Origin of the sequence: Psychrobacter sp. DAB_AL32B (assembly GCF_002224105.1) — a bacterium.
Taxonomy (GTDB): domain Bacteria; phylum Pseudomonadota; class Gammaproteobacteria; order Pseudomonadales; family Moraxellaceae; genus Psychrobacter.
In genome coordinates, this window is record NZ_NEXU01000052.1 from 13528 (window position 1) to 39293 (window position 25766).

Consider the following 25766-nt stretch of genomic DNA (forward strand, 5'->3'; position numbering starts at 1 on the left):
AAATGTAAACAAACTGGCACGTTTTCTGCTGTATAAAGTACTCATTCAATATGCTTTTTATAAACTATGCTAAATAAGCAGCTGCAACCTGGCTTTACATTAATAGAGATGATGCTAGTAGTGGTGATTATCGGTATATTATCTGCAATTGCTATACCTATTTATCGCCAACATATTCAAGTGGCTCAGCAAGAGTCTTGTCTCGCAGAGGCGAAAGCGTATAGCAATGATGTATTCTATATGCTTAATGATCAGAACGACGATAAACCTTCGCGCCCAGTCATAAGTGCATGCCAATCTATTACTGATGCCGCTCAATGGACTGTCTTGACACAGCAAAAGATAGTTGCTATTGCCAAATCTCCTTCAAATGCGCGTATCGAATGTGATATTCCTAATGGGTCGCCTTGTGTGGTATTACCTTAAGATCTAATTTTACTTTCGTACGTACATAAAAAACCACCTAATAGCCCTTTATATTTAATGTCCATTAGGTGGTTTTTATAGTCTCGATACATTGAGCTGTTTTAAATAATTAGCTACTTCTCTAAATACTGGATCTTACCTTCCACCCCATCCCACTTTTCAGCTTCTGGCAATTGCCCTTTCATCTCGGTAATGTTTGGCCATTTTTGCGCCAGCTCTTCATTCAGCTGGGTAAATTGCTCTTGGCCTTTGGGTACTTCATCTTCTGAGAAGATAGCATTGGCAGGACATTCAGGCTCGCATAGCGCGCAGTCAATGCACTCATCAGGGTCAATGACGAGGAAGTTCGGTCCTTCATAAAAGCAGTCCACAGGACAGACTTCCACACAGTCGGTATATTTGCAAAGAATGCAGTTCTCTGTAACGACAAAGGTCATAGTACTGTCTACCTGTTATTGGCTTAAGGCTAAATAGAATGGTTTGAAATAAGGCGTATTTTAACGCTTTTACGCCTATTTGACAAATCCCTTTAATGACTAATGATTTTCTTCAGATGATACAGTAAATCATGCGCTTGCTTGGGTGTTAGACTGTCAGGATCAATCGAACTTAGCTCGTCTTGTAAGCTAAACAATTGATTTTGCTGTGGAATGTTAATTGTACTTTGATTTTCTTTAACATTCATTGAATTTACTTTCTCTGTCCAGCTAGGTTGAGCGGGTGAGCTTTTATCCTTTAATGACTTAGCTAAGTCATTTTTGTCATCAACTTTATCACTAATAACTTTTTCGTTATCCGCTTTAAGGTTGTCTATCTTTAAGTTATCTATTAAGTAACGCTTGGCATCATTGAGCACTTGGGTCGGGATACCTGCCATTTTCGCCACATGTAATCCAAAGCTGGAGCTTGCTGCACCATCTTCGATTTGATGCAGTAGCAATAGTTGTCCGTCGATTTCACTGGCAGCGACATGCACATTACGAATACTGGCGTGGCTGTCTTCAGTAGTCTCTGCCAATTTTGTCAGTTCAAAATAATGGGTGGCAAATAATGTCAGGCAGCCAATCTCAACCAATCGATTGACGCAAGCATGAGCAATGGCTAGACCGTCTGTGGTTGCCGTGCCGCGTCCGACTTCATCCATGAGTACCAGCGACTTATTGGTCGCTTGATTGAGAATATTAGCCGTTTCAATCATCTCAACCATAAAGGTTGATTTACCACCTGCTAAATCATCGGCCGAGCCAATACGAGTAAAGATGCGGTCGATATCGCCAATATAAGCACTAGCTGCTGGGACAAAGCTACCGCAATGGGCAAGTAGGACAATCAATGCCGTTTGGCGCATATAGGTTGATTTGCCGCCCATATTAGGACCAGTAATCATTAATAATCGCTCAGGATTTGCATCACTGCCTAATGCACAATCATTGGCGACAAAATGGCTCGTAGGTTGAGTCTTGCTTCTACTAACAGTATTGTCGTTATTAGTTGGATTCAGCGCAGCTTCGACGACGACATGACGACCTTGTTTAATATCAATGCTGGTTGGATTATCAGTAATTGAGCTGTCTTTATTCTTTGACTTGTTAACCATCACTGGTCGCTGCCAGTTATAAGTGGTAGCGAGCTGTGCCCAATTACTAAGTACATCTATTTGTGCAATCGCTGCGCTTAGCTGTTGTAATTCGGCTAAATGGCTGTTTAAAATAGTTAACAGTTCATTATACAGCTGCTTTTCACGAGTTAGGGCTAAACTTTGTGCGCTTAGATATTCGGTCTCTAACACTTTTAGCTCATCAGTGATAAAGCGCTCGCTACTTTTAAGCGTTTGCCGTCTGATAAAGTGTGCAGGAGCATTTTTTGCCTGCATCTTTGGCAGTTCAAAATAAAAGCCGCTGACCTTATTAAAGCCAACTTTGAGGCTAGGCAATTGGCTATCCAGTCGCGCACGCTCTAGCATCTCATCTAATGTCGTTTGGATATTGTCATGGAGATGAGCCAAACGATCAAATTCATCATCATAGCCAGCTGCTAGCATGCCGCCATCGCGAATATGGGCAGGTGGTTCTATGATAATGGCACGCTCGATTAGCTCGGCTACGGATTGTACCGTAGGTAACTGCTCGGGCAATTGTTGCATCAGCATTGGTAATAAGCCAGTATGCTCATGGCTTATACCTGAGTCCGTCAGTAGGCGAGTAAGCTGAGCGCTACTAGCAATACCATCTGCAAGCTTACGTAAATCACGCGGTTTAGCGCTCATCAGACCGATACGGCTACTAATGCGCTCAATATCGCCGATGGTATTGAGCGTTTCGCGTAAGTTTGTGACTAAAGAGCCATTTTCTAATTTTTGTTCAGTCGGCGTTGATTGATTGTCTATCTGCAAAAGACTGGCTATCGCATCTAAGCGCAAATTAATACGCTCATTCTGACGCAATGGGCGCTTCATTTGCTGTACGAGTAAGCGTCGCCCCATTGGCGTTTGACAATGATTGAGCACAGATATTAATGATGTACCATTGCTACTAACGGGGGTAAATAGTTCAAGATTTTGCTGACTATTGGCATCGATGATTAAATAATCATCGCTATATTCGACGATAAGTTGATTGACTTGTGGCACATGTCGTTGCTGAGTTTGCCGTGCATAATGTATCAGCGCCGCACAGCTAGATTGAGCCAGTGGCGCATCGCTAATCCCTAAGCCATCAAGACGTTGCACCTCAAATTGTTGGCATAAAGTCGCGCAGGCATGGTCACGATGAAAATCATTGGCTGCCACTTCAATAATAGGACAGTCAAGATGTTGACGTAACCAAAGTAGCCAGTCTTCTCCAACTTTTTCACCGAGCGCCTCGCTAATGATACATTCGCTAGGGGCAAAGCGTGCCAATACCGTCAGCATTTGGGTCTGTAGCACTTCAATATCATCATGGCTGTTATTGTAGCTAGCGCTGAGCGTTTGCGTGGTTAAAGTCCCAGCGGCTAAGTCCATCTGACTGATGGCTGCTTGTAAGGATTGTTTACTGTTTGCTTTAGGAATCAAGATATCAATAGCGACAACAGTAGGCGTATGATTGGGCGCAATTAACGCATCATCGGTAATCGTCCCTGCGGTCAGGGTTTTGACCACTTCACGGTGCATAATACTGCCAGCCGCTGATTTACTTTTATCTTTTTTTTGCTTATCTCCCATCGCAGGAGAATTGGATATATTGCTTGCAGATTCGTCAATTTGCTCACAGACGACGACTGTCTGACCAGCGGCAATCAACCTTGCCATATAGCTATCGGCAGCATGAAAGGGTACACCTGCCATGGCAATAGTATTGCCGGCTTTATCAGTACCACGGCGAGTTAGGGTAATGTCCAATATTTGCGCCGCGCGCTTGGCATCATCAAAAAACAGCTCATAAAAATCGCCCATCCGGTAGAGCAACAATGCTTGTGGATAGTTGGCTTTCATGGTCAGATATTGCACCATCATCGGTGTATGGTCTGCCAAATGATAAACGGCATCGCCTATGACCAATGAGTCAGATGACGCTGGCATAGATTTTGAAGTGTTTTTTGAAGTCGATTTTATGGTCTTATTGGTTTGAGCAAAAGGTTTGACTGGCATGCAGGGTCTCTTATATCGCTTTTATCTTTCTCAAATAATTTGCTTAAATAATCTAAGCTTATAAGCCCTATTTTAACACGTCCTACTGTGTTTTTACGTCGGCAAATATCTACTAACTGCCCTTGTATCCATCGGCGTCATAACCATATATAATGACGTCACACTTAATTGGGCGATACTTCATTAGGCGATCCTTTATTAGACTATCTTAAATTGGCTAGTAACTTGAATTGGCTAGTAACTTGAATTGGCTAGTAACTTGAATTGGATAGCACTTAGCCGGATGATGACAAAGCGGCAAGCTAAGCGTTGGCTAATGCGCACTAATTATCGAATATTTCCATAGGTCAAAAAATTATGTTATCAAAGATTATAGGCAGTGTCGTTGGCACCAAAAATGACCGTGAACTCAAGCGTATGCGCAAAGTGGTCAGCAAGATCAACGCACAAGAGGCTCAAGTACAAGCCCTGTCTGATGAGCAATTACAACAAAAAACCGAAGAATTTAAGACACGGCACCAAAATGGTGAAAGCTTAGATGCATTATTACCAGAAGCGTTTGCTGTCTGCCGTGAAGCATCATTACGCGTCACCGGCATGCGTCACTATGATGTGCAGCTGATCGGTGGTATTACCTTGCACGAAGGGAAAATCGCTGAGATGAAAACCGGTGAGGGTAAAACCTTGATGGGCACCTTGGCGATGTATCTCAATGCTATCAGTGGCAAAGGCGTACATTTGGTGACGGTCAACGATTATTTGGCCGCGCGTGATGCTGAGTTAAATCGTCCGTTATTTGGCTTTTTGGGCATGACCGTTGGCGTGATTTATTCGCAGCAACCGCCACAAGAAAAAGTCGATGCCTATCAAGCAGATATTACCTACGGTACCAATAACGAATACGGCTTTGATTACCTACGCGATAACATGGTCTTTAGCCTAGCCGAAAAAAAGCAGCGTCCACTGAACTTTTGTATTATTGATGAAATTGACTCGATCTTAATTGATGAAGCCCGTACACCGTTGATTATCTCCGGTCAAGCCGAAGATTCATCGCGCATGTATGCACTTATTAACACTATTATTCCAGTGCTGATACGTTCAAAAGACGAAGAAGCCAATAAAAATAATGAAGAAGAAGATTTCTGGATTGATGAGAAGAATCGTCAGATTGAAATTAGCGAAAAAGGTTATGAGAAAATTGAACGCTTCTTAATCGAAGTCGGTGAGCTGGGTGAAAACGAAAGTTTATATAGTCCAATTCGTCTGCCACTTCTCGCGCACGTACAAGCAGCCATTCGTGCGCACCATGTTTTTGTCAAAAACGTTCACTATATCGTCGATGATGGCGAAGTGGTTATCGTTGATGAAAATACCGGTCGTACTATGCCCGGTCGCCGCTGGTCAGAAGGCCTGCATCAAGCGGTAGAAGCCAAAGAAAACGTCGAGATTCAAGCAGAAAACCAAACGCTTGCGACGACGACATTCCAGAACTTTTTCCGTCTGTATGACAAATTATCTGGTATGACTGGTACTGCTGATACCGAAGCGGCAGAATTTAAATCAACGTATGACTTAGATGTCATCGTTATTCCAACGCATGAGCCTATTGCTCGTATCGATATGGATGACCAAATTTTCTTAACCAAGTTAGGAAAATATAAGGGTATCATCCGCGAGATTAAAGAGATTCAAGCAAAAGGTGCGCCAGTATTGGTTGGTACGGCGACGATTGAAGCCAGTGAAGAGTTGTCTTATCTGCTCGATCAAGAAGGCGTGAAGCATAATGTCTTGAATGCTAAGCAGCACGAGCGTGAAGCAGAAATCATCGCACAGGCGGGTAGCCCAAAATCGGTTACTATCGCAACCAACATGGCAGGTCGTGGTACGGATATTATCCTTGGCGGTAACTGGCAGTCGTTTATTGAAGATCCAGAATCTGTTAGCCCAGAAGAAATGCAGCGCTTAAAAGCCCAGTGGCAAGTGCAACATGACCAAGTCGTTGCGGCTGGTGGCTTACATATTGTTGGCTCTGAACGTCATGAATCGCGCCGTATTGATAACCAGCTGCGTGGTCGTGCGGGTCGTCAGGGCGATCCTGGTATGTCGCGCTTCTTCTTATCATTAGAAGATGATTTGATGCGTATCTTTGCCGGTGACCGCGTGGTCAATATGATGCGAGCGATGGGCCTAAAAGAAGACGAAGCTATTGAACATAAAATGGTTTCTAAATCGATTGAAAACGCCCAAGGTAAAGTGGAAAGTCGCGATTTTGATGCGCGTAAAAACTTGCTGAAATATGATGATGTGGCCAATGAACAGCGTAAAGTTATTTATGGTCAGCGCGATGATTTATTGGCGGAGATGGATTTGCTCGAAGCCATTGAAATCATGCATCAAGAAGTCTACAACGCCATGATTAACCAGTTTATTCCGCCAGGCTCTATCGATGACCAATGGAACGTCGATGGTCTAGAGGATGAGCTTGAGAACGAATTCAAGATTACAATGCCTATTAATGATTGGTTAGATGAAGATCGCCGCTTGGATGAAGAAGGACTACGTGCCAAAATTATCCAAACTGCCTTAGATCGCTATCATAGTCGCCGTGAGCAAATGGGTGAAAAAGATGCTGCTCAGCTTGAGCGTCACTTCATGCTCCAAAGCCTAGATAAGCATTGGAAAGAGCATTTAACGCAGATGGATCAGCTGCGTAAAGGCATTCATCTACGTGGTTATGCGCAGAAAAACCCTGAGCAAGAATACAAGCGTGAGTCGTTTGAGCTCTTCCAGATGATGCTTGGGGCGATTAAATCTGAGACGGTACAAGATTTATCACGTGTGCATATTCCAACCAAAGAAGAGCTAGAGGCATTAGAAGTTCAGCAGCGTGAAAATGCTGCACATATGCAAATGCAGTTTGAGCACAATGATATCGATAACATGGATGGCGGCTTAGATGGCGCTAATGATAGAGCGGCAGCACAAAACCGTAATCTTGCCGGCTCGGCAGCAGCAGGTGCTATGGTGGGCAGTGGCAACAATGCTAATGAGCCAAATCCATATGCTGGGATGAACATCAGTCGTAATGCGCCTTGTCCATGTGGCTCAGCACTTAAGTACAAACAATGTCATGGTAAAATCTAAATATTGATAAGCAAACATTGGTAAGCTATGATAAAAAAGTCCCTGTTTGAACAGGGACTTTTTTATGGGCTAAATAAAATTATCATCTACATTGTAGCGATTGCTTACAAATTCAGCATAGGCGCGAATTTGTGAACACGCTATAGTATTTAATGTATTTATTTTGGAGAGTGTTGTGAATTTAGAATTACTAAAACAATTGCGTACCTCTGTGGTTATAACAGGTTTGTTGGCTGGTGCCATGACGGTTAGTGCCTGCCAACCAAAGCAGGAGACTGAGCCAAGTTTGGAAGATAGTATCAGTGAAGAGCAGTCAGTGCCCATGTCCGCTGAGCCAGCCGAACCAAGTGATGTCGTTGTAGATGCGCCTGCTAGTGAAGTGGAAGATGATACGATTGCTTCGGTCAATACAGGCGTGAATCAGATAACGTACTTATGTTCACCTGAGCTGACGGTTGAAGCGACTTACAAAGATACTGACAATCAAGTGGTTATTGGCACTGCCAAAGGAACGGTAACCTTGACGAAAACCAATGATGCCAGCAACCCTGAGGTATTTGAAGCAGCAACTGCTATCGATGGTGGCGAAGGATTTGTACAGTGGCGCGTGGCTCATAAAGAACGTGAAACGGGCGTGATGCGTACGGCTGGTACGGATGCAGCCAATATAAGTACTTATGAGTGTAAGAAAACAGCAGAAAATGCCATGTAAGAGTGGTTTTTATGGTTAATTTATTTTCAACGTAGCATGGGATGATCGATATGTTGATTTTATGTTATGTTGATTATAATGCCTTATAAAAAAAGCAACGTTCGCGTTGCTTTTTTGCATTTGAGAGATAAGTTCTTTAAAAATAATTTATCTCTTATGAGCGGCATTACGCTCATGCGCTAAAAACCCTTCTTCTTTGACGTCTAGCTCTTCATGTTTCAGTTCGACTTCGATATTGTCAGTATGGCTATGTGTGGTTTTCTCAATAGCTACTTCTTGAATGACATAGGTGTCTTTGGTGATAGTCGCTACTTGACGTGACAGGATTATCTCAATCGGTTCATCACCAATCTCAACCTGTTTACCATTGATGGTAACGACCGCCTTACTATCTAACGATGGCTCAACGTGACGCAAGATATCTTTATCATCATAGTTACCTGACAATAAATCTTGACTCTCGGTATCGTGATAGTCCGTCCGTATGGTCACATATTCTTCGACCAGCTCAATAGGTACTTGGATTGTTTTGGTACGGAAGTGCTTAGTAACGGTTACTTTACCAACATCTAAGCGTTCTTTATTGACGACTGGACGCTCTTCTAATAACTCTAGATAACCACCGTTATCAGTATCTATTAGGTTGTTTGAAAGACTGCCTTTTTGATTGTCTAATATCGTTTGCTCCTGATTATTTTCAGGTAACGATAAGTCGAATGATATTAAATCATCTTTGGTACCGCTAGCAGTATTATCGGTAAAGTCAGGGTAGTTATTGTCAGGATAATTATTTTCACTATTGGTGTTCATGGTCATATTCCTTATTTTTATATATGAAAGATATTATATGTAAAAGTTAATATGGATAAAAAACGGTTAGATATAAAAAAAGACCAGAGACGGAGCTCTGGCCTTATCTACTGAGCGGGTAGGCTCAGCTGCTAATTTCTATCGCATAGTGGTTCTTTAAATAGTCGTTCTTTAAATAACAACACTTTAAATAACAGTGCTTTGAATAGTACGTTTAAGATAAACAGATATCTCAACCACTAATCAGATCTTGCAGCTATGCGAAAGAGTAGCGTGTTACATACCACGAGCGCGGCGTACGTCTTCGGCAGTAATGTCATCACGAGTGAAGAGGTTACCATCACGGTCAATTACATTACCATCACCATCGACATCTAGCTCTTCACGCTGAATGGTTTCTACGAGAGTTTCAGTGCGATGCTCTGACGTTTTACCGACATTTACTTCTTCAGTGACATACGTCTCTTTATTCACGCGTGCACGTTCTGCTTCTAGCTCAACTTCAATGGTCTGATTACCATCGATATCACCGATACGGCGATCTGTTGGGCGATCTACATTGGTACGTTCGATATTGGCATGTTCTTCTTCTAGATCGACATCGATATTACGCTCTTCGGTAACGACATGCTTACCAACTTTTACCAAGCCTGCGACGATACGATCTTTATTCACGGTCAAACGCTCTTCTAATAGCTCTAGCGTATTTGGCGCGTCATAGTTATGGTCGGCAATTTCCATACGTTCTGCAACTGGAACCGTATCAGCAACAAACGATTGACGGTCTTTTTCATACTGATCTTTGTAACTATATTGATAATCGTGGTCGTACACTTCCATTGCTTCTACTTGCGCTTGGGTTAAGCTATCAAAGAAGACATCATCACCAACGATACGTGCCAAACCTGCTGGTACTAGCACTTCTTTTGAGCTGAACCAACCGCCTACATCAACGATTAAATAACGGATGCGACCAGTGGTGTCTTCTACCAATGCGCCATCGATTTTACCAATTTTTTCTTCATTAACCCCATAGGCTGTTTTGCCTGTTGGATCATAATAGTCATCACCGATAAGGTCGTGGTGAGTCGCTTGAATATCTTTTAAACGAATTAGTTGGCTCATTATTATCTTCCTTTTGTATGAGTAAATTAATAATTATTTTAAATTTACATTACTAGAAAACGAATAATCGTTTTGCTAATAAGTAGTTCTACTAAACTAAGGATGGTAGCAAAGTACGTTAAGCCGTCTTTGCATCAACTTGTAACCATCGTAACAGCTGAATTTTCAGGGCGATATATGAGCAAGGTAGCAAAGTGTGCACTTGAGGTAATTGCGTGTAATAGGCTGTAAATGGCACAAGCCATATATAAATTTAAGTTAACGTTTTCTTACTATGATAAATAGCTCCTGCATATTTGTAATTTATAAGTACAAAAAAACCGCAAAGCCATAAGCAATGCGGTTAGTAGGTCTTGGAAATAAGTAAAAATATCAAATAGTATTATCGACTCTAGCAGCTCGATAATTAAAACGATTAAATATTAAGCAAGTTCAATCGCAACGGCTACTGCTTCACCACCACCGATACATAAAGTCGCAACGCCTTTTTTGCCGCCAGTACGCTTTAAAGAGTTGATAAGAGTAATTAAAATACGAGCACCTGAACAACCTACTGGGTGACCGAGCGCACAAGCACCACCTTCAATGTTTACTTTAGCATGTTCGATGTTTAGCTCATCCATAGCCGCCATAGTAACCATGGCAAAGGCTTCGTTGATTTCCCATAGATCGACATCAGCTACTGACCAGCCAGCACTTGCTAAAACTTTTTCAATTGCACCAATCGGAGCAATAGTAAATTCGCTTGGATGACGAGAGTTAGAAACGCTCGCAACGATACGCGCTTGGTAATCAAGACCTTCAGCTTTGGCTTGTGACTCTTTCATTAATACCACTGCGGCAGCACCGTCTGAGATTGAGCTGGCATTTGCCGCCGTGATGGTACCATCTTTTGCAAAGGCTGGACGCAAGGTAGGAATGCGCTCAGCGTTGGCAAGGGCAGGCTGCTCGTCAGTATCAACCGTTTGCTCGCCCTTACGAGTTTTAAAGGTAACGGGCTCAATCTCATCTTCGAAATGACCCTCTTTAATAGCTGTTAATGCACGGTTAAGCGATTCAATAGCAAAATCATCCATTTGCTCACGGCTATAGCCTTTTTCATTCGCCATTTCTTGAGCAAATTGACCCATCAGCTTACCGGTTTCGGCATCTTCTAGACCGTCTAAGAACATATGATCTTTGACTTCTTTATGTCCCATGCGATAACCGCCACGTGAACCTGGCATGATGTAAGGGGCATTGGTCATCGATTCCATGCCACCGGCAACAGCGACATTAAAGCTGCCAGCTTTGATACCGTCATGGGCTTGCATGACTGCTTTTAGACCTGAGCCACATAGTTTGTTGATCGTAACTGCACCAGTTGTATCAGACAAACCTGCTTTACGCATCGCTTGACGAGCAGGGCCTTGACCTAAGCCCGCGGTCAAGATACAACCCATGATGACTTCATCAATACTATCGATGTTAACGCCTGAGCGCTCAACAGCCGCTTTGATAGCAGTAGCGCCCAAGTCTGTTGCGCTTACCTCTGTAAGTGCGCCTTGGAAGCCACCCATTGGAGTACGTGCGCCGTTTAAAATTACAACTGCATCATTTGACATTGTTATTATCCCTTTATATATATTTTAAATGAAAGTATGTTACTTCGATAAAAGTTAAACGCTTAAGAACGATTAAGCGCTTATTAGCTATTTGGCTTTTTAAGTGCCAAGTTTTTAAGTGTCAGATTTACGCCAGCTCGTCTAAGCGAATACGTACCACTTTATCAGTAACCGTATCTAGCTTCTCAATTTTTTCAATGGCCAGATTCATCTGACTCTCAACCACAGGTAGCGTCAGGATAATTACAGGCACTTGACCAAGTTTATGGGCAGGTTTTTGTAAAATGGCATCGATATTGATACCAGCATCACTTAAAATACGCGTGATATCGGCCAATACCCCAGGATTATCATAAGCATGAACGCGTAAATAATAACCGGTTATCATCTGTTCAGCACGCAATATCGGCGTGTCCGATAATTGCTCAGGGATAAAGGCTAAGTGTGGGACATGATGACCGTTATTGCCTACATCATTGTCATCTTTGCTACCTAAGACACGAACCAAGTCCATGACATCTGCCATCACCGCAGAAGCCGTCGCGCCTGCACCTGCGCCGTCGCCACAATAGAGCGTTTGCCCAAGTGGGTGAGAGTTTACCAACACGGCATTTTTTACGCCATTCACGTTGGCAAGTAAGGCGTTTTGCGGGATAAGTGTTGGGTGTACACGCAGCTCAATACCGGCAGCTTCATCATTACCTGCACCATCACGGCGCACAGCAAAACCTAAGTGCTTGATACGGTAGCCAAGCTCTTCGGCATAGTTGACGTCTTGTAAGGTAATACCAGTAATGCCTTCACAGTAAACTTTATCAAACTGTAGCGGAATACCAAAGGCGATAGAGGCAAGTAGTGCCAGTTTGTGCGCCGCATCAATCCCTTCAACGTCAAAGGTGGGGTCTGCTTCTGCATAACCGAGCTCTTGTGCTTCGCTTAGCACATCTGCAAATGGACGACCCTTATCACGCATTTCAGTCATGATAAAGTTGCCAGTACCATTAATGATGCCAGCCAACCAGTCGATTTTATTGGCAGCTAATCCTTCACGCATGACTTTAATAATCGGAATACCGCCAGCTACCGCTGCTTCATAAGCGACATGGACATTATGCTGCTCAGCAAAAGCGAAAATCTCATTACCATGCTCAGCCAATAATGCTTTATTCGCCGTAACCACATGCTTGCCGTTTTTAATGGCGTGCATAATGACGTCTTTCGCGAGAGTAGTACCGCCAATCACTTCGATGACAATATCGACATTGTCACTGGCAGCGATTGCCATCAAGTCACTGTTTTGAATAATATTAGGATCGATATCATCACGCTGACGACGAGTACCGACTTCGGTAATCATAATGTCGCGTCCGCTACGACGTTTTAGTTCATCTAAATTGTCATTGATTAGATTGATCACACCCGTTCCGACGGTGCCTAAACCAAGTATCGCTAGTTTGATGGATTTGCTCACAGTATCCTCAAGAGATTAAAGAGTTGGATAAAAAATGCTTCTATGAAAGTATTTAGATTATCAAATTAATTAGATAAAGAAAAACTTATATGAAGAACTTGCATAAAGAAGGACTTAGATAAAAATATGCGGCTAATTTTGCCTAGCGCTTTATCGTATCATACCGACAAGCGCTGATGGCGTCTACCCACTCTCAATGTCGCCAAAGTCAGCAATATCATAGGATAGCCGATTAGCTAGCATCTATCGCTTGTGCCAATTGGGCGGCGGGTAAATAACCACCCACTTGCTGTCCAGATTCAGTAAAGATAGCCGGCGTACCGTTAACACCAAGGCTTCTACCAAGCGCCATTTGCGATTGCACAGGACTGTTACAGCTAGCTGCTTGTACGTTCGCGCCCATTTTCGCCTGGTCCATAGCGGCTTTACGGTCTTCACTACACCAGATAGCTTCCATCTTTGGAATACTGCCTTCACTACGCGGCCACGCTAAATAGCGTACTTCAATGCCTAAGGCATTAATCTCGTCCATTTCCTCATGGAGTTTGGTGCAATAAGGGCAATCAGCGTCAGTAAAGGAATAAACCACTGACTTAGTCACGCCTTTTGCTGGATAGATAACCATATCTTTTTTATCGACCGCTTTTAGAGCTTGTTGTGCAGTTCGGGCAACCAAAGCACCGCTGATATCCACAGGCACGTCATCACCAACGGCGATAATTTGCCCTTGAATAATATGTTTACCAGACTTATCGGTAAAGAAAGAAGGTAAACCATCAGCAGTAACCCAATAAATATCGTCCATATCGGTTGGTACGGCTGAGAGGATATTTTCTTCAATACCTGAAGCTTTTAAATTGGTTTGTAATGATTTGACCACATCGGCATTGCTATCTTTAGATATCGAAGTGGTACTGGTTTTGGCTTGCGCACTATTGACAACATTAGTGTTACTGGTCGCATCTGCGGCATTATTAGAACAGCCAGCAGCAATAATAACCAGCAATGCCGCAGCCGTGGCACGAGATAGGTGGTTGCGAGAGAGTTTTTTGTTAGTGAGCGTAGCTTTAGAATGGAATAAGGACATATGGTGTTTCCTATAGGCAGGTATGCCTAATCGTGTGTTCATGACAAAAGATATTGGGATAAGTGGTAATGGTTTTGCTAAATAAGCGCTGCTAAATAAGGGCTGCGATATAAGATTATTAATGAGATTGTTGTTAATAGATTGTTTTTCAATGATTTTCGCAAATAAAAATTGCAGAATCAATCAGTATAAAGTGCTCTATATTAACATATTTTTATAAATCACGACTAAAAGCCAGCTTATTGTCTGGCTAAATAAATTATTAGAAAGCCTTCATAATAAAAAATATAATAAGAGATAGGATACATTTGTGCTATGTCATATGGCTTTATGTCTAGGTAGGCTACAAGAAATACTATGGTCTATAGCTGTTAGACAGCTATCAGATTTAATAATTATTGTTTCAGATTTTCTATTTCATTAAATGTATTTAATTTTAAGGAACGTCCATGGCAGGTGCCAGTTTATTAACCCTACTTGATGACATCAGCTTGATATTAGATGATGTCTCACTGATGACCAAGGTTGCTGCCAAAAAAACGGCTGGCGTCTTAGGTGATGACTTAGCACTTAACGCTGAGCAAGTGACTGGTGTCAAAGCAGATCGTGAGTTGGCAGTCGTGTGGGCAGTGGCTAAAGGCTCATTCGTCAATAAACTTATCTTAGTGCCATCAGCACTATTGATTAGCGCTATTTATCCACCGTTAGTAACACTACTGTTGATGTGTGGCGGCTTATATTTGGCCTATGAAGGCGCAGAGAAAGTGATTCATAAGTTTTGGCCGCATCTTTTGCCGCATGATGAAGAGCAAAACGCGCGCCTACGTGCTAATGCCGATGAGACAATCGATTTGGTCGCTTTTGAAAAGGAAAAGATAAAAGGCGCGGTACGCACAGATTTTGTACTATCGGCTGAGATTATTGTGATTGCCCTTGGTGCAGCCGCTGGTGCGACGTTATTAGAGCAAAGCTTGGTTCTCGCTATTATTGCTGTTGCTATTACGGTTGGCGTTTATGGCTTGGTCGCTGCTATCGTCAAGATTGATGATTTAGGGCTTTATTTGATGAATAAATCGGGCGATATAAAACAAAAGATAGGCCAGTTCCTATTATCCGCTGCGCCAAAATTAATGAAGTTTTTATCTATCGCCGGCACATTAGCCATGTTCTTAGTAGGTGGTGGCATCTTAGTGCATGGTATTGGCTTTTTGCACCACGAAGTTGAAGATATAGCGCATTTGACTGGCGTCTTTGAAAGTCTGACGACTATGTTATTGAATGGACTGGTTGGTCTAATTATTGGCGTTGTAGTCGTTATTATTGTTACTGTCATTGGTAAAATACGAAATAAAGACAAAGATGCTTCTTCTGCGCATTAAATCCATAGTCAGTTAAGCAGGTTCGATTAAGTATAAAAAAGCCCCAAAGTTGCTGACAACTTTGGGGCTTTTGCATTTAAGGCTACTTTTAATTGACTGCGATTAGCTGTCGCTATCTGAATTATCGGACTCTGATTTTTCAGCTTGCGTTGGCTTTTTATGCTCAGCCTTAGGCTTACGAGTGCGAGCCTTTGGCACCTTAGGGGTCGTTAAATTAAACATACCTTTTTGCGGTAGCAGTTGCTCAGCCACGTTTTCAATCATATTTTTATAACTGGCTATCGTCGTTTTTGACTTTGCTGCCTGAATTTCCTCTTTCGTAGATGGCTCTACTATTGATTCAGTAGGCTGCTCAGTCTCGCTTTGCTCGAGGTTAGCATCTTTAACCTCAGCAGCTTCAACATTGATGCCAGTCTCTTCGATTTCCACATCGTTGACATCAGCAGCTTCGTCCTTAGTGATTTTAGCCTCAGGAGTGACTTCAACCTCAGTTTGCTCAGTGGTTACTTTTTCTAGCGTTTGTTCTACCTGTAGCAGTTGTTCGCTATCAGTACTGACCTCGGATGCTTGCGCTGGATTTGCCAGCGCTGTCGCTTCTACTTTGTGAGCATCAATCTTGCTATTAGCTTGCACTGATTCGTTGATCGGCTCGTCAGAAACAGCCAATACTACTGGCTCTTGATAATCAGGATGCTGACCACGTGGGTCGTTGCTTGCCCGTTTATCGATGGCGCGCGGCTCTACGTCTGTTTTACCTTGCGTTGCTGCAAACTGACTGACAGCTTGTGTCATCGCTTCAAAGCGTGCGAGATAATCTGCTGCTAATGGTTGATAGCCGTAGTTGCTAAAATCAAAATTGTTATTGGCAGTTTCGCCAGTCGCACGTTGATTGTCGTTGGTGTTTGCAACCTTATCATTGACCACGACTTGAACGTGTGCCTGTTCTAGATGCAAAGCAATGGCAGCGTTAAAGCAGTTAATGACACCGTCTGCGGCTAAGCGACTTTCAGCTTCTGGTAGAGTCGCACGGATAAACTCACCAACCGTACCACGAATGGTCGGTACGCTCACAATGGCTTGTTCATCTTTTTGAGACGTTTGAGTGGCTTGTGATTGAGTTTGTTGACGACGTACCACGCGTGGATCATTACTGGCTTGCCCAAATTTAGCGGCGGTAATGTAGCGTTTAGCAAACAACGCGTCATGAGTAAGCTCAAGCGCTGAGTGACTGGTGCTACTAGCATCGATAGCGACTTGGTTAGTATCAACTTGGTCAGTATCAATGCGGTTATCATCAGCTTCTACCTTTTGAGCTTCCGCTACTGGCGCGATATCCTCTGGTTTGGCCTCGACTGATTTTTGCTCATGAGACGTACTGTCGGTTTGGCTATCAGCACTAACTTTTGAGGTTGCTGTCTCAGCTACCAAGGGTTTTTCATCGTCGCCTTTACTGTCGTCTGTCGAGACAGATTTTTGTGCTTTGTTGTCAGTAGCGCTTATCTGTACCTCGTCTACTTTTGCTTGGTCTACTAAAGCATCGCTATTTTCAGCAGCATGGGCTTGCGTACTGCTGTTTTGCGCACTATCAGCAGAGTCATTATTTATACCCTCAGACGATTCAATGATACTTTGCTCGACCGCGGTCTGCTTATCAGCATGCTGCTGAGCAGTGTTTTCTTGACGCTCTTTTGCGATATCAGCGACATTGCTATCATTTACTGAATGATGCTTTGCAGTCACCTGACGTGTTGCTGGTACAGATTTACTGTCATCTAAAGACAAGTGCACAACTTCTGCTGCCTTGAGTTCAGTGGCAGCTGCATTGACCTGCAATACAACTTCGTTAGGATCTTGATTACGACGGGCATTGGATTGATTTTTGCTACCGTTAACGTCTTTATTACTTTGTTGGTTGCTTTGCTGGCTATTAGCCGTTGTTAACGTCTCACCGCGATCGAGTTTGCCGCGTGAGCTACGTTGGCTATTTGATTTGCGTTTAGCACGAGTTTGCTCTTCTGCGGCTTTGGTCTCATTGCTATTATTGCTATCATTTTCAGAGGCATTGCTTTCGCTAACATTGCGCTCGCTTGCATTTTGACGGTTGTCTTGGCGATTGTTGCGGTTGCGATCACTAGGGCGTCTATTATCCTGCTGACGTTTATCTTGGTTGTCAGCTTTATCATCAACGCTAGTTGGGTTGCTGTCAGTCGTATTGCTAGCGGCGTTATTGTCAGTTTCATCTGCCTGCTCTTTTCTTTGGCGTGGCTTAGATGGTCTTGATTTACGTGGCTTACGTCTTCTTCTATCTTCAGCGTCGCTGCTATCGCCAGTATTACTATCATCAGTAGCGTTATCGGTATGACGTGTCTGCTGACGCTGACCGTTATTGTTTGACGGTTGGCTATTGTTTTGCTCATTACTATTTTGATGATTATTGTCTTGCTGAGGTGCTGATGCGCTTTGATTAGCATCATTTAACGCACTGTTATCCACTTGTCCAAACGAGCCTAGACTCTGTGCGCCGGTATTTACAAGCGCTTCAATAGCATCAGCTGCATCACGGCTACTGATATTGTTTGTGGTCTGTGCCTGCGGCGCTTGGGCAAACAAATTAGACAACCAAGCGACTGCTTGCGGTTGGGCCGCAGCAACATTAGCAGATGGAGCCGCTACTGGAGCAGAAGTGGTCGCAACGTTTGGGGTGTTCTGTGGTTGCGGCGCACGTGCTGACGAAACATTGTTGGTATTGGTATTGGTATTGGTATTGTTGCGATGCTCATTACTATGACTGGTGCTATTCTGCTGCTGCTCAGGCGTGCTCGGTTGTGCATTAGTACGAGCCGGTGCTTGACTGCTGGTACTGTTGTCCGCTACTGGACGTGGTTGGCGGGTAGGCTGCTGTTCAGGACGTTCTTTTTCGGCTGTTTGCCAATCAACGTTATAGCCAAGCTCGCTATATTCTTGCTGCTGAGTATCGGTGATACGCTCATAACTTGATGGTGCAAAGCCATCGCGGTTAAAGTGGAGTTTAAAGTTTGGCGACTCTAAATGCGCGTGTGGCAAGATGGTAATACGCGTACCACTGTCTTGCTCTAGATAAACTAAGGCATCGCGCTTTTCATTTAATAAGAAAGCTGCGATATCAGTCGGTACTTCTGCTTGGACTTCACCTTGACGTTCTTTAAGCGCGATTTGTTCTATCTGACGCATAATTGATAATGATAATGAACGCAGGTCACGAATCATACCGTTGCCATGACAACGAGGGCAGATATAGCCAGTTGACTCTTCTAGTGATGGACGCAGGCGTTGACGGCTCATCTCCATCAAACCAAATTTAGAAATATCACCAAATTGTACACGGGCACGGTCATATTTAGTGGCATCAATCAGACGTTTTTCAACTTCTTTTTGATGCTTATTGTCATTCATGTCAATGAAGTCAATGACAATTAGGCCGCCCATATCACGTAGACGTAATTGACGAGCAATCTCATCAGCCGCTTCTAGATTGGTATGATAAGCGGTCTCAGCAACGTCTGAGCCTTTGGTAGATTTAGCGGAGTTGATGTCGATAGAAACTAACGCTTCAGTTTGATCGATAACGATCGAGCCACCCGATGGCAAGCGAACTTCGCGCTGATAAGCGGTTTCAATCTGCTTTTCGATATTGAAGCGCGAAAACATTGGCTCATAATCGGTATATTTGCGCAGTTTTTCTGCTTGTGTTGGCATGACCGCATCGATAAAACCAGCGGCTTCGATATAGGCGTTTTCGTTATCGATCCAAATCTCAGCAATATCATCGCGTAGATAGTCGCGGACAGCACGCGTAACCACGCCCGCTTCTTGATGAACCAAGCGTGGTGATGGATATTTTTGGTTTTGTTCTTGGATGGCTTGCCAGATATTAAGCAAATGATTTAAATCGTGTTGTAAGTCTTCTTGGGTCTTACCAATACCAGCAGTACGAATGATAACGCTCATGCCTTTTGGCAAATCAAGACTGCCTAGCATGCGTTTCATATCTTCGCGTAATTTACCTGAGATTTGACGCGAGATACCGCCACCGCGAGGGTTGTTCGGCATTAAGACAAGATAACGTCCTGCTAATGACACATAAGTTGAAAGGGCAGCGCCTTTATTACCGCGCTCTTCTTTTTCAACTTGGACGATGAGCTCGTCACCTTCTTTGATCAGTTTTTTGATGTTTTCGTCACGTGGATTGCCGCTTAAGTATTCGGCAGAAATTTCACGAATCGGCAAAAAGCCTTGACGCTGTGAGCCATATTCTACGAAAACGGCTTCAAGCGAAGGCTCGACACGGGTCACATGACCTTTATAAATGTTGGATTTTTTTTGTTCGCGGGTACGGTTTTCTAAATCGAAATCGTATAGATGGTTGCCTTTGCAAAGGGCAACACGAATTTCTTCGTTTTGGGTAGCGTTGATCAAAATGCGTTTCATAATTGTATCCTATGAGTACGCATAACGACGACGAGACAGGCTTTAGAGCAAAGTGGCAAGCGCTGCTAATAACAAAATTAGCGTGAGCGGATGTTAATTAACGGTAGAACGTAAAGCATGGCGTTAATAAAGCACAGTGGCTTTTTCAAAAGCTTTTGACCTAAAGTCATTAGCGAGGCTAATGGCGGTAACGTCAATATAGAGGGTATAGAGTGTAAGGCTATAATGCATCTATATCTTATTATAAGCAGGCTTGTCATAACGATTAATGCACGAGCAGGTTAGTGATCTTTTATTATCAGTATTTTTATCTACGTTGGTGGTCAGCGCACTTTGTCATAGCGGCGGTGGATAGTTACTGAGTTATAAAGGTATTACTGATACTAAAAAAGCATCGTGCTGTCACGATTAATCAATCAAGGTCTAGCAATAATATCGCTGTCGATAATAACTATTATATAAAATAGTCCTACTCAGCGGTTATCCATTCAGGTGAAGCAATTGGTCATTCTTTATTTATCGTTCTTTTAGATATAACGTTAATAATATCTTAGGCGTCTCAAAGCGAGGTGTTGCTGCTTCAGTCATCAGCGGGGCGTACTTGGCAAACAGAATAAATGACCGGCTTATCGGCGCGGTGTCTCAGGTCTATTCTACTTATCGTCCTCTGTTTGACCACTAATACTTAGGCAGTTATCGAGATTCACAGTGTTAATACTCGATTGCACTCTCAACGACCCATACTTGCTCAACTGCACGCGGCTAAAGGACTGTTAGACAATAAATTATCAAAGCAAGTCGTTATCATGCGGGTAGTGAGTAAAGGGTATATGGTTATCACTTAATAAAAGGGCTTTTGCCAAACTTATTAAGGCGATGCTATCTATTTATTGTCACAATATTCTGTAAGAAATGCTTTGTAAGAATAAATAGTTTTTACTAAAAAAATGATTTACTGATAAATATCAGCATGGTTATTACAATTCATTGGGCATTATAGGGTATATCTGTTGCTATAACACCCTTAAAATTAGATGAAACGCCCAACCTTCGCAGGTTATATAGTCTAACTATTTTTACCAGCAAGTTATTAGCAAGCCGTAAAATAGCGATACGCTGTCTGAAACAACAATGAATTATTGTCGTAGCCTCTGCCGTATTGGCGCTCAACATGCTAAACTATAGCAAATCTTTGTGTAAATACCTAACTAAAAATGACGAACTCGAAAATGACAAACGACGAACCTATCCACGAAGCGCCAGCCATCTTTAATAGTAAAACGCGCCCACAAAGTGCTGACGATGAGATTAGTAACTTTGGTAAGGTGAACTATCTTGAGGTCACGCGTCATCAACATGACCAGCGTTTAGACAATTTCCTACTTAATCGCTTAAAGGGTTTGCCAAAACCGCATATCTATAAAATGATTCGCTCAGATGAGGTGCGAGTCAATAATAAGCGCTGTAAAGCGCATGACAGAGTGCAGCGTGAAGACGTGGTACGTATTGCGCCGGTAGTACTTGCTACTCGCGAAAAACCTATCATCAGTACCGAATTTGCCAAGAGCTTGTTGGCACGTGTGGTCTACGAAGATGAAGGCTTGATCGTGCTCAATAAGCCATCAGGTATTGCGGTTCATGGCGGTAGTGGTCTTGATTTTGGTGTCATTGAAGCCATGCGTGAAGTAACGGGTAAAAAATACTTAGAGCTGATACATCGTATTGATAAAGATACCTCTGGGCTTCTGATGATTTCTAAGAAACGCTCGACGCTTAAAACATTGCAGCAGTATCTGGTCGACAGAACCATTCAAAAGCATTATTTATGTATTGCAAAAGGGCAGCCTGCGCTTAACGAACAACGTATCGATGCGCCATTGCTACGCTATACGCTTGCCAGCGGTGAGCGCCGTGTCAAGGTGGATGCGCAAGATCCACAAGCCAAAGAAAGCCAGACAGATATTGTCATCCATGGTCGCTTTACAATCGCTGATCAGCCAGTCAGTTTGATTGAAGCCAAGCCGTTGACCGGACGCACCCATCAAATCCGTGTACATTTAGCGCATATCGGGCATGCTATCTTAGGCGATGACAAGTACCACGTACATGATAAATCTGGCGTTCATCGTCTGTGCTTACATGCATGGCGCTTAGATATTCCAGGTTATGAGACTATTACTGCGCCTTTACCAGACGAGATGCTCAATTGGATACCAGAAGATATTAAAACCAGCCTGCCTAAATAAGCTTTAAGTCATTTGGTTTCAATCTAAATTCTCTAAGCATCAATATTAAACGTCACGATATCTTATTATCAACAATAAGCTGCCGTGACGTTTTCGTATCTGCCATTTGTTACTATTCATTAAGGTAAATTCATGAGTAAACCATCTACAACTACTATAACCTCTATCAAAAATTCTCAATTATCAGTCAAGCATGGTTTAGCAGATAAGACATTAATCATATTTGATTGGGATGGTACGCTGATGGACTCGATTGGTTTAATTGTTGAGTCTATGCATGTGGCGGGCGAGGCGCATGGTTTTACGACGACCGATCAAGCAGTCAAGGATATTATCGGACTCAGCTTAATGAAAGGTATCGAGATCTTATATCCGCAAGCAACCGATGTGCAGAAGCAGGCGATTCAGCAAAGTTATGCGGATTATTATATCCCTAACAGTCATCGTACGCCGTTTTTTGCACCGATAGAAAATATGCTGCAAACCTTACAGCAGAAAAATCGTAAGCTTGCTGTCGCCACAGGTAAAAAAAGAAAAGGGTTGGATCGTGTCTTGGATGCCTCTAATAGCCATCATTATTTTGTCATGACGCGCTGCGCTGATGAATCAGGCTCCAAACCTGATCCGCAAATGCTGACGGATATTTTGCAGTATACCGAGCAGCAAATCTCCAATGCGGTATTTATCGGTGATAGCATTTACGATATTCAAATGGCCAATAGTTTGGGTATGACCAGTATTGCGGTTAATTATGGTACAGCAAGCAGTAGCGATCTTGCCGCACAGCAGCCAAGTTATCAAGTCGACACGCCGCAAGCGTTGGCTGAGCTATTGTGTGCTTAAATAAAAAAGATTTTAAATAAGTAAAATGACAATAAAAAAGGGTTTATCGCTAATAACGATAAACCCTTTTTTATTAAAGACTATGAGATCTATTTGCTTTCTTCTTTAGAGCTATCTTTTTGTTGGACCGCATCCTTTTCGATTGCGTCTTCTAGCTCAGCGCCTTCTAGTAACGCAAAAGACGACTCAATAATTTTGTCTGCATCGAGCTGATACTCATACCAGTTGCCCATAACGCCTGCTAATTCATCAAGACCTTCTTTTCTTAATGCTGAAAACAGCTGAATGCTACAGTTTAAACCCAGTTGCTTCAGTCGTTTACGAGTATTAAGCAAAGCATTTTTAGAGGCACCATACTTAAGCTTATCTGCTTTCGTCAATAAGATATGAACTGGCAGCTTACCATCATTTGCCCAACGTAGCATTTGCTCATCAAAGAATTTCAATGGATGACGGATATCGCTCATCAGCACCAAACCTGCAAGGCTTGAGCGCGACACCAAATACTCTTCTAGCTCAACCTGCCATTCTTTTTTCATCTCAAGCGGTACGGCGGCATAGCCATAACCTGGCAAGTCCACCAAACGCCTATCGGTATCGCCGATACTAAAAAAGTTAATCATCTGCGTACGACCAGGTGTTTTAGACGAGCGTGCCAATTGGCGCTGATTGGTAAGCGCATTAATGGCTGAAGATTTACCAGCGTTTGAACGACCAGCAAATGCCACCTCTAACCCTATATCTGCAGGACAAAGGCGAAAGGTCGGCGCTGACGTCATAAATTCAGTTTGCTGAATACGCTGACGGGCTTTGGTATTAAAATCCGCATGCTTCGCGGCGACATCATTGAACGGGGTACTCATAAATGACTCATTACTGTTAAAATATAGATACGGTAGTTAAAATTTTTGCAGTTGGTCTGTGACTAGCGTAGCTTCTTTGGCAGCTAGCAACTAAAAACCAATCTTTCATAAAATAAGCGTTTTAAATTACCGACTATTCTATACTATTAATGCGCTTAGTTATTGAAATAACGGCTATTAGCCTTATATTAATCAGAGCATACCACTAAAATGAACCAGCACTTAGCGAAGCTATCTGCCTTATTAAACGAGATTAACAAAGCTAAACTATATTTATATATATTAATTCGACATATGTTGTTACAATATCTAAGAAGATAGGTTCAATAAAATACGTTTAATAGCATCGCTGATTACGCAAATGCATAAACGAAAGGAGGTGCCCTATGTTGTCAATTACCACACTTTTTGCCAACAGTTACCGCTTGCTTACCAGCACTGGCGCAGCGCTGATTGTCAGTACTGCAATGATAAGTAATGCAGGTGCAGCGGATATTGCTACGACTTATAGTGACTCTTGTGCGGCTTGTCATGATAGTGGCGCCTTAAATGCCATCAAAAAAGGCGACAGTGCCAAGTGGCAACAGCTGATAAAACAAAAAGGCATGCCAGCGCTGATCAATTCTGTTAAAAGCGGCATGATTCAAATGCCAGCGGGTGGATTGTGCGAAGACTGTAGCGATGATGATTATCGCAAGCTTATTGAGTATATGAGTAAGTAGTAAGTAAAAATCAAAAGCTTAAATAGTAAATATAAGGCGCAAGGTCACAGAACCTTTTGCGCTTTTTATTTTTTATTAAGCAAGCACTGAGGCTATGAGTAGAAAAACTATCTAATACTACGATTAAGTAGGCAAATAGTAAAAAGTCTTGCTATAATAATCCAAAATAAACCCTGATATTAGTAAGTGCTTTCGGGCTGCTTGTGACAAAGACTACAAAATATAAAGCTTAGCTGGCTAAATAATGGCTTTGCAAATATGATGTCTCTTGATAATGCAATCACTCTAGATAATGCTTACATCGAGTTAGTAGGATTTGTATCAATGAAAAAGTTAATCGCTGCCGCCAGCTTATGTGTTGCAAGTTTCAGCGTACAAGCTGCTATCACTGTTCCTGAATATGATCTTAATGCCGGCAAACAAATCGCAGAAACAGTCTGTGCTGCTTGTCATGGTGTTGATGGGGTGAGCCCTGTGCCAGCCCAGCCTAACCTTGGCGGTCAAAATGTAAAATACTTATATAAACAATTGGTTAATTTTAAAGCAGGCTACCGTAAAAACGGCATCATGCAGTCGCAAGTGGCTAATTTATCTCAGCAAGACTTAGCGAACGTGTCAGGTTATTATGCTAGCCAAAAACCTTGGGGTGTCGCATTCGGTAATCCTGCCACCACGCAAGAAGCCACTAAGTTGTTTTTAGGCGGTGATAAGTCACGCGGTGTCATCGGTTGTGCAGGTTGTCATGGTCCAGATGCAGCGGGTAACGCTTGGGCAGCATTTCCACGTTTAGGCGGACAACACGCGGAATATATTGCTACTCAGTTAAAGCTTTTCCGTGCTGCTGGTCGTGTAGATGATATTGATAGCGATGAGCAGAAGCGTGTCAATGATGCAGCGAAAGAGGGCGAGATGGGGATGATGCAAACCGTCGCCTCTAAGCTATCTGATCGCGATATTCGTATTTTGTCAGACTATGTGAGCGCTATTCATTAATCTTTGATAGACGTAGTTTGCCTAATTCATATTATTGCTAATTTTTACTATGAATAGGCATTTGATCTGCACATATTATTATTTAGTCATCAAACCCCGATTTCGGGGTTTTTTTATAACTGTCAGTCCTTATATAATTGCAGGTCTTTATATTACATAAGCCAACTATGAACAGACCGAGTGGCGTTTATCATTTTTCATTGGTCTGTATCATTAAATGTTATTCACCTTGAATCGCTTGGA

17 protein-coding genes are annotated in these 25766 nt (G+C 42.7%); 8 read left to right on the plus strand and 9 right to left on the minus strand.

Features of this window, described 5'->3' with window-relative positions; genetic code table 11:
* The first annotated feature begins 66 nt into the window (after positions 1–66).
* Positions 67–426 (plus strand): prepilin-type N-terminal cleavage/methylation domain-containing protein, encoded by a 360-nt coding sequence (locus CAN34_RS14615; protein WP_089554868.1) that lies wholly within the window; start codon positions 67–69, stop codon positions 424–426.
* A 113-nt stretch (positions 427–539) separates the two neighbouring features.
* Here CAN34_RS14615 and fdxA read toward each other — a convergent pair whose 3' ends face one another.
* Entirely contained in the window at positions 540–863 is a 324-nt protein-coding gene (gene fdxA, locus CAN34_RS05945; protein WP_079690776.1) for a ferredoxin FdxA, read from the minus strand.
* A 92-nt stretch (positions 864–955) separates the two neighbouring features.
* A complete protein-coding gene (mutS, locus tag CAN34_RS05950) occupies positions 956–4054 on the minus strand; it encodes a DNA mismatch repair protein MutS (RefSeq protein WP_089554869.1) in 3099 nt (1032 codons plus the stop codon).
* Between the two features lie 357 nt (positions 4055–4411).
* On the opposite strand from mutS, the gene secA reads away from it, so the two are divergent.
* Together secA and CAN34_RS05960 are read left to right on the plus strand one after the other, a co-directional pair.
* Positions 4412–7201: a preprotein translocase subunit SecA gene (secA, locus tag CAN34_RS05955; RefSeq protein WP_089554870.1), complete on the plus strand. Its 2790-nt coding sequence runs from the start codon at positions 4412–4414 to the stop codon at positions 7199–7201.
* A gap of 175 nt (positions 7202–7376) precedes the next feature.
* Positions 7377–7913 carry a hypothetical protein gene (locus CAN34_RS05960; protein WP_089554871.1) on the plus strand — a complete coding sequence of 179 codons (537 nt, stop codon included), beginning with the start codon at positions 7377–7379 and terminating at the stop codon, positions 7911–7913.
* 147 nt (positions 7914–8060) lie between these two features.
* On the opposite strand, the gene CAN34_RS05965 is transcribed toward CAN34_RS05960, so the two are convergent.
* The 5 genes from CAN34_RS05965 to CAN34_RS05985 form a co-directional block, all read right to left on the minus strand.
* On the minus strand, positions 8061–8723 hold the full coding sequence (locus CAN34_RS05965; protein WP_089554872.1) for a YsnF/AvaK domain-containing protein: 663 nt from the start codon (positions 8721–8723) through the stop codon (positions 8061–8063).
* 276 nt (positions 8724–8999) lie between these two features.
* Positions 9000–9848, minus strand: a complete 849-nt coding sequence (locus CAN34_RS05970) for a DUF2382 domain-containing protein (protein ID WP_079690780.1) — start codon at positions 9846–9848, stop codon at positions 9000–9002.
* A 422-nt stretch (positions 9849–10270) separates the two neighbouring features.
* Positions 10271–11452, minus strand: coding sequence for a thiolase family protein (locus CAN34_RS05975; RefSeq protein ID WP_089554873.1), 1182 nt, complete (start codon positions 11450–11452; stop codon positions 10271–10273).
* A gap of 127 nt (positions 11453–11579) precedes the next feature.
* Complete coding sequence (locus tag CAN34_RS05980; protein WP_089554874.1) at positions 11580–12923, minus strand: homoserine dehydrogenase; 1344 nt, start codon at positions 12921–12923, stop codon at positions 11580–11582.
* 232 nt (positions 12924–13155) lie between these two features.
* Entirely contained in the window at positions 13156–14010 is an 855-nt protein-coding gene (locus CAN34_RS05985; protein WP_089554875.1) for a DsbC family protein, read from the minus strand.
* Between the two features lie 449 nt (positions 14011–14459).
* On the opposite strand from CAN34_RS05985, the gene CAN34_RS05990 reads away from it, so the two are divergent.
* Complete coding sequence (locus CAN34_RS05990; protein WP_089554876.1) at positions 14460–15389, plus strand: DUF808 domain-containing protein; 930 nt, start codon at positions 14460–14462, stop codon at positions 15387–15389.
* A gap of 102 nt (positions 15390–15491) precedes the next feature.
* Here the strand turns inward: CAN34_RS05990 and CAN34_RS05995 are convergent, their stop codons facing one another.
* Positions 15492–19856, minus strand: a complete 4365-nt coding sequence (locus CAN34_RS05995) for an Rne/Rng family ribonuclease (RefSeq protein ID WP_089554877.1) — start codon at positions 19854–19856, stop codon at positions 15492–15494.
* 1229 nt (positions 19857–21085) lie between these two features.
* On the opposite strand from CAN34_RS05995, the gene CAN34_RS06000 reads away from it, so the two are divergent.
* Together CAN34_RS06000 and CAN34_RS06005 are read left to right on the plus strand one after the other, a co-directional pair.
* Positions 21086–22102 (plus strand): RluA family pseudouridine synthase, encoded by a 1017-nt coding sequence (locus CAN34_RS06000; RefSeq protein ID WP_079690786.1) that lies wholly within the window; start codon positions 21086–21088, stop codon positions 22100–22102.
* A 132-nt stretch (positions 22103–22234) separates the two neighbouring features.
* Complete coding sequence (locus CAN34_RS06005) at positions 22235–22945, plus strand: HAD family hydrolase (protein WP_089554878.1); 711 nt, start codon at positions 22235–22237, stop codon at positions 22943–22945.
* Positions 22946–23034: 89 nt separating this feature from the next.
* Here CAN34_RS06005 and yihA read toward each other — a convergent pair whose 3' ends face one another.
* Entirely contained in the window at positions 23035–23808 is a 774-nt protein-coding gene (yihA, locus tag CAN34_RS06010) for a ribosome biogenesis GTP-binding protein YihA/YsxC (protein ID WP_079690788.1), read from the minus strand.
* A 386-nt stretch (positions 23809–24194) separates the two neighbouring features.
* Between yihA and CAN34_RS06015 the strand changes: the two genes are divergently transcribed.
* Complete coding sequence (locus tag CAN34_RS06015) at positions 24195–24530, plus strand: cytochrome c5 family protein (protein WP_089554879.1); 336 nt, start codon at positions 24195–24197, stop codon at positions 24528–24530.
* A gap of 324 nt (positions 24531–24854) precedes the next feature.
* On the plus strand, positions 24855–25523 hold the full coding sequence (locus tag CAN34_RS06020; RefSeq protein ID WP_089554880.1) for a cytochrome c: 669 nt from the start codon (positions 24855–24857) through the stop codon (positions 25521–25523).
* Positions 25524–25766: the final 243 nt, after the last annotated feature.